Genomic DNA, 6,000 nt, shown 5'->3' with positions numbered 1-6,000 from the left:
ACAAACCACGACTTGAAGAGCGCCTTTGCCATCGCCTCCAAGGTTTCGTTGGTCTTGAGGTTCAGTTCGATCTTGTCGTCAAGTGTGCCGAGAATATGGGCGATTGCTTTTTGAGTTGTTAGCGGTGGGTGCGCTACTTCAAGTTTTGCCAGATCGCTTCCACGGATGCCCGCAGCAGAAACCTGCTCAACGATGGATTCAATCTTTGCTCTTCCACTTGTTGACCGAAAATAATATGAATAGAATCCTCCGTCTGCCTTGGCGCGATCGAGTCGGCATCTGATTAGATGTGATTCAAAAACGACAGGTTCTTTGTCTTCAATGAATAGAGAGCACTTCCCAGCGCCAGAGAGCACAAGTGATTGTCGAGCGAACAAGAGGTCGCCTGGATAGACGGCATTCACGGAGAGTTCTTTGTCAGTCACTGGAACCCTATCCATTGGCAGATTTCCGATTCTCTCGTTGGCAAATAGTTCGCCCATATTGATCATCTTGACCCCGCTTCCCCTGACTGCCTTTGGTCTTGTCAGACCATTGCGGAGAGGCACTAAGAAGAGTTTTTGAAACTCAACTGAACTCCAATCAGAACTCATATCCCAACCTCCTCAGGTTCTCAGCAATCTGCTGATCCAACTTCGCCCCCTCTTCCTGCTGCTGCTTAAGTAATCCAGTGAGGCGCTTCATCTTATCTTCAAATACTTCGCCATCATCTTCAACATCTGCTGCTCCCACATAGCGCCCAGGAGTGAGCACAAATCCATTCTTCTCAATCTCATTTAACCTGGCGTTATAACAGAATCCAGCAACATCTTCATAAGCATCAGACACCTCGCCATCACCACGCCAGGCGTGAACGGTGTCTCCAATCTTGGCAATATCCTCATCTGTTAATACTCGTTCAACCCGTGTCTTCATCGTGCCCATCTGGCGGGCRTCAATRAACAGCGTTTCGCCACGACGATCACGACCWCGCTGGGTCTTGTCATTCGTCAGAAACCACAGGCAAACAGGAATCTGAGTATTCAAAAAGAGTTGCCCAGGCAGCGCCACCATCACTTCAATCACATCACCCTTCACCATCGCCTCACGGATCTGCCCCTCACCGCTYTGGTTGGAACTCATTGACCCGTTTGCCAGCACTACGCCTGCTTCACCACCAGGGCGTAGTTTCCAGAGCATATGTTGTAACCACGCATAGTTGGCATTACCTACTGGTGGTCTGCCGTATAACCAGCGTGGATCACTTTCATATTTTTCACCGCCCCAATCTGAAATATTGAATGGTGGATTAGCAAGGATGTAGTCAAACTTCTGATCAGGAAATTGATCACGAGCGAAAGTATCAGCAGGTTCATTACCAAGATCCGCAGCAAACCCACGAATCGCCAGGTTCATTGCTGCCAATCGCCAGGTGGTGGGGTTGCTTTCCTGCCCGTAGATCGAGGCATCATCACGCTTGCCCCCGTGCGCCTGAATGAACTTCTCGCTCTGAACAAACATTCCACCTGATCCGCAACAGGGGTCATAGATCCGACCCTTATGTGGTGCCAAAACAGCAACCAGTGTTTTTACAACGTGAGCAGGGGTATAAAACTGACCGCCCTTCTTTCCTTCTGCACTTGCGAACTGACCGAGGAAGTATTCATAGACCTCACCCAGCACATCACCAGATCTTTGATCGTCAACAAATCCAATAGTGGAGATCAAATCCACCAGTTCACCCATTCGCCCTGGTTCCAGTTGGGCGGCACCAAACCGTTTATCTAATTTGCCTCTAAGAGTTTGGTTTTCGTTYTCGATRGCAACCAGTGCCTTATCRATYAGTTGMCCAATATCTGGTTGTTTTGCCCKTGCYCGTAATGACTCCCARCGAGCATCAGCAGGMACCCAGAACACGTTCTCCTGAGTGWARTAGTCACGGTCTTCCAGTGCTGCTTGGTGATCAGCAGGGTTATCGCCCACGAAGTTGTCAGAGTCAGGGTCGCTGACCATCAGCAGCACCTTGCCTTGCTGCGCAGCAAAGGTGTCTGAGATGTATTTGAGGAAGATCAGACCCAGAACCAGATGCTTGTATTCCGCCGCATCCATCTGGGCACGAAGTTTGTCGGCASTTGCCCAGAGCACTGCTTTGAAATCCTTGGCGGGTGCTTCCTTCTTTGCTCTGCTTTTTTTTGGTGCTACCGCTTCTTCAGATCGCAATGAGGTCAACAGGTCATCCAGATCACCCAGGTCTTCWCCCAGTTCCTCGTCKTCTTCTTCTGAGGTARTGRAGRTYGCTGARTCGGTCACTGGGGCAGGTCGCTTATGCCCATTSTCCCTKRAAATCTGGGTTTTGACCCTYTATCCAGTTTTGGCAAGRWRCACTGRRGCATAAATCGGTTTAGTTAGGGCAATTYSMTCTYTTCATAYYTGCCTCAACTKCGAGTGCTTTTTTATTTTCTGAAWTACGCAGAAACTCATTTTTAGTTTTTAGCATTGCTTCGCAAGAAGGAAATATTGAATTCAAAACTAAAATAGTGGCAACCATGCCAAATGAATAACATGTTATCGCAAATAGAGGTTGAGCAACATATCCAAGACGGGTTTTAGGTCGCCAGTTAAAATAAAAGCAAGAAATAAGGAATGAAAGGAGTTTTTGCTTCATTTCAACTAGATTAGAAAATAAAACCAGATTATTTTAGAGCATATTWCTCRGGTATTMATAAAAAGATGTGCATTATTACCTTWAATTTTGGTTCTCACCCTGARAAGTCRCCACGACTGCGKTTGCTACTGGAAGAMCTAYCGAGCGTGWTGAGTTTYTGCGAAGAGGARATGGAGGTTTTTGYTCCACGCACTTGACCAAACCACCTCARTACGAGYAATACATRTGTATTGATTRCYRYCYGATGCCTGCYGCTCTYCCTGTGCCGCCTTCTYGCTCTGCTGTATTCAAAAATCATTCAGGATTGACTGAGACTAAAATTCTTTCGCACTTATTGGGGTACTTCTACTATTACCGTTATAGGCATTGAAAGTAAGAGTCATTGTTGAGTACTCAACTCCAGWCGCATTCCTCGTTTCTTCAAAGGTATAAGATTCGGATTTGCTAGCATTCTTTGTCTGCACATCCATCTTTCTGACTTCGAATTTGCCAGGATTCAGGTCTTTCATGGTGAATTCCTCCAGTGCCTTCACGTATGCCTCTCTACTGAGCATCCATTTCCCCGAATACCAATAATATAATTTGATGTGAAAGTTGCTGTTGCTATTGTTTTTTAGTGTGAGTTCTGAATATCCACTATTGTCTTTAACCTCTTTGTTGGGGAGATAACCAGTGCTTAGTGGGAGATAGACGGAGGGAATTGGTGGTGGTTGAACTGGTTCTGCTGCTGGGGCACTCTCTGATGGCATTTCCGGCGGTGGTGCTTCTTGATTCTGGTACGAATACTGCGGTGCTCCMTCCACTGCTTTTTTTTGCTCTGTCTCTAGATATGTGCCTATTGCTCCAATACCAATGCTGCCGATAACCAAGCATATGCCRACTGCCTTCCATTGTTCAATGACCATGGGGAGACCTTTTTCCCATATCTTTTCCATCTCCTTTCCCTTGGCAAAAGGAGCGCATGTATCAATTATTCTTTCGCACAATACCTTTAATTCTTCTCTGTCTACAGCACTTGATGATTTAAGATAGCGAAGAGAGTCACTCGCCAGGAAATACGCGATATCTGGTCGGTTTTTTTGAGCAAAGTACCAGGATTGATGCAATAAAATTCTGCCATTATTCTCTGATGGTCTTTCTCCTCCTGAAAGATTTGTGATTACTGATACTGGAGTCAAAAGTAATCCCCAYATGCCCCACCAACCAAACACAAGACTCTTTCTTGTGGCATCAACTCCTGCTTTGCCAGCACATTTTATGCACATAATTCCTTGAACTGGAGACCTTACTGTTTTAATGAAACTTATGGTTTCCCAAAAGACTACGTACCTCGGTTGCGCGGTAACACAGTTGCAGACTGAACACCTTATTGGTTCAAGTGAGTCATCTTTGCTRTTGGGACTTGTATTTGCATTCGACCCTGGGACTTCAATGCATTGAGCGTCATACTCGGATCTCTTTCTGGAATTCCCAAGGATCTCATATGCTGTCTTTAGTCGCACAAACATTTCCTGTGCGTTGGAGTCTTTATTGACATCTGGGTGAACCTCTAGACTTCGCCTTCTATATGCTTTTTTGATTTCCTCTTGTGTTGCGTCAGTCTTCACACCTAGAACCGTGTAATGCCCATCGATATCATTCTCTAATTCCTTGATGGTGCCGAACTCTTCTTCTTGGTGTTGCTTTGGAGAACAGTTTTTTTCTATTAGTTYAGCAATACTCTTGAGTTCGATCTCAGCGTTTGCCCCTGTGACCTCAATCGATTTTTTTGTACACCGAATAATTATTGTATTGCCATCTCTTGTTTCCAGCAACGCAAAATCTGATATCACCAATTGGATAAGACCATTATCGCCGCGAAAAGTTATTTCCTGTCTTTGGTGATCATATTCAATTTCTCTTAGAATTCCTCCGTTTATTTGTAGTCTCCCATCTTCTCCGTACTGTTTAGTGGTAACACGTTCTCTGACTAGGGCAAACTTTGTCCCTGCTTCCACTTTCGACACTGCTGGTTTAACAGATATTAATATATTTAATTCTATGCCCGGTCCTATATCTCAGCAACTCCCTCCACGACTCCCTTGAGTCACGCCATTGACCGTCGTTACAATGACTTCTCTTTGGATACCAGATACCGCTTGGTCTGCTGGTGCTGCTTGAAAGTCCATTGGTTGCTTTTGATCTCCATCCCGCTCCTCCAGTGTTTGCATCACCTGTCAGCACTTTCGCTATGAGGWKGRYMARCACTGCGTCACCYTGCTCACCTGCCCGATTCACCAGGGTCTGATACCCCAAGGCGAGCACCTCACTAAACGCTGCTCTGGGTGGGTGGCACGGCGGGAATTAGCAGTTGGGTGGTGTTCTGAGGGTGGKTGARRCATCCTGAACTCGAATGATGCSAAGTMGTTTTAGTGCGACAARAAAGGTGACTGCACGGAGACGATTTCCATCTTATTTTGTAGTGTCTGCKTTGTTGGATGTGTTGTTGTAACTTTCAACCCACACAACTCAAGTATCAGTATCTTGAATTRGTTGCATTAAGGCAGATRTTTTACGCCACYTTGATTTGATGCGCTTTATRTTCRTCAGAACTCGATTCATTTGCCCCWGCAAGCAACATCAAWATATGCTCAAGATCTTCTTTTGCCAGTTCCCCAGAAGAATGCCAGTTGAGTGAAAATAGAATTGGGGATTGCATAGAACTTGGGGCGGTCATTTCTGTAAGGAAATGAATTGAAYTATTTGCAGCAAYCCTAACGAGCAACAGAGCAAAAATGACGCTCCGTAAAGTTTTTATGAGTTAAGAGAATCTGTARTTGTRCTTATTTTTACATTTRCCCCTGGATGCGCTGCTGAATGAGGCGTTTCTGAAATCGACGGACGATTTATCTGTCCATTTCAGTCCCTATTCTTCCGTAACGAAACCACCAAAAGTGTTGGTGTAAATGTTGGTGTATTAGGCGTCTCAAAATCYAAAAATCGTTYKTAGYAGTSCMCTYTCGTCTACCTAAAGCGGACACCCTCTCCGTTTARTCAAGGTTTTGRGACGTATGTTTGGTTGTTTGGGTTTATGCAAAAAAGGAATCAAACAAAATATTAATTGAAATTCTTTTGCATTACCGGATCCGTTATCAACGAGTACAGCAATAAAAGGGTCTTCCTGGAGATTCTGCTCCTTCTTCCTCAGACAATACTTCGCAATAGTCCCACATTGATGATTGTGCAACATTTGCAGAAACTGTTAGGCACCTTTTGGCTTGTGCGGCGGGGGGTGATGCCACAACAAAAGATTTTATTCCAAGGATTATTTAGAAGGTTAACAAATTGATTTTCATTTGTAAATCGGATTTGTTCAT

At 45.0% G+C, this 6,000-nt stretch carries 3 protein-coding genes; all 3 read right to left on the bottom strand.

The annotated features are described in order from the left end of the window. Nucleotides 1-593 (bottom strand): restriction endonuclease subunit S (locus C7K08_RS03595; RefSeq protein WP_133165150.1); only part of this gene is annotated, 593 nt, incomplete at its 3' end. After that, nucleotides 583-2,208, bottom strand: a complete 1,626-nt coding sequence (locus C7K08_RS03590) for a class I SAM-dependent DNA methyltransferase (protein ID WP_241537012.1) — start codon at nucleotides 2,206-2,208, stop codon at nucleotides 583-585. The genes C7K08_RS03590 and C7K08_RS03595, both read right to left, overlap by 11 nt. A 750-nt stretch (nucleotides 2,209-2,958) precedes the next feature. Further along, nucleotides 2,959-4,650 carry a J domain-containing protein gene (locus tag C7K08_RS03585; RefSeq protein WP_161955807.1) on the bottom strand — a complete coding sequence of 564 codons (1,692 nt, stop codon included), beginning with the start codon at nucleotides 4,648-4,650 and terminating at the stop codon, nucleotides 2,959-2,961. Between the last annotated feature and the right edge of the window lie 1,350 nt (nucleotides 4,651-6,000).

The organism is Synechococcus lacustris str. Tous (assembly GCF_003011125.1).
Taxonomy (GTDB): Bacteria; Cyanobacteriota; Cyanobacteriia; order PCC-6307; family Cyanobiaceae; genus Synechococcus_D; species Synechococcus_D lacustris.
The sequence above is the reverse complement of the archived record's forward strand: the minus strand, read 5'-3'. Positions and strand labels throughout refer to the sequence as shown.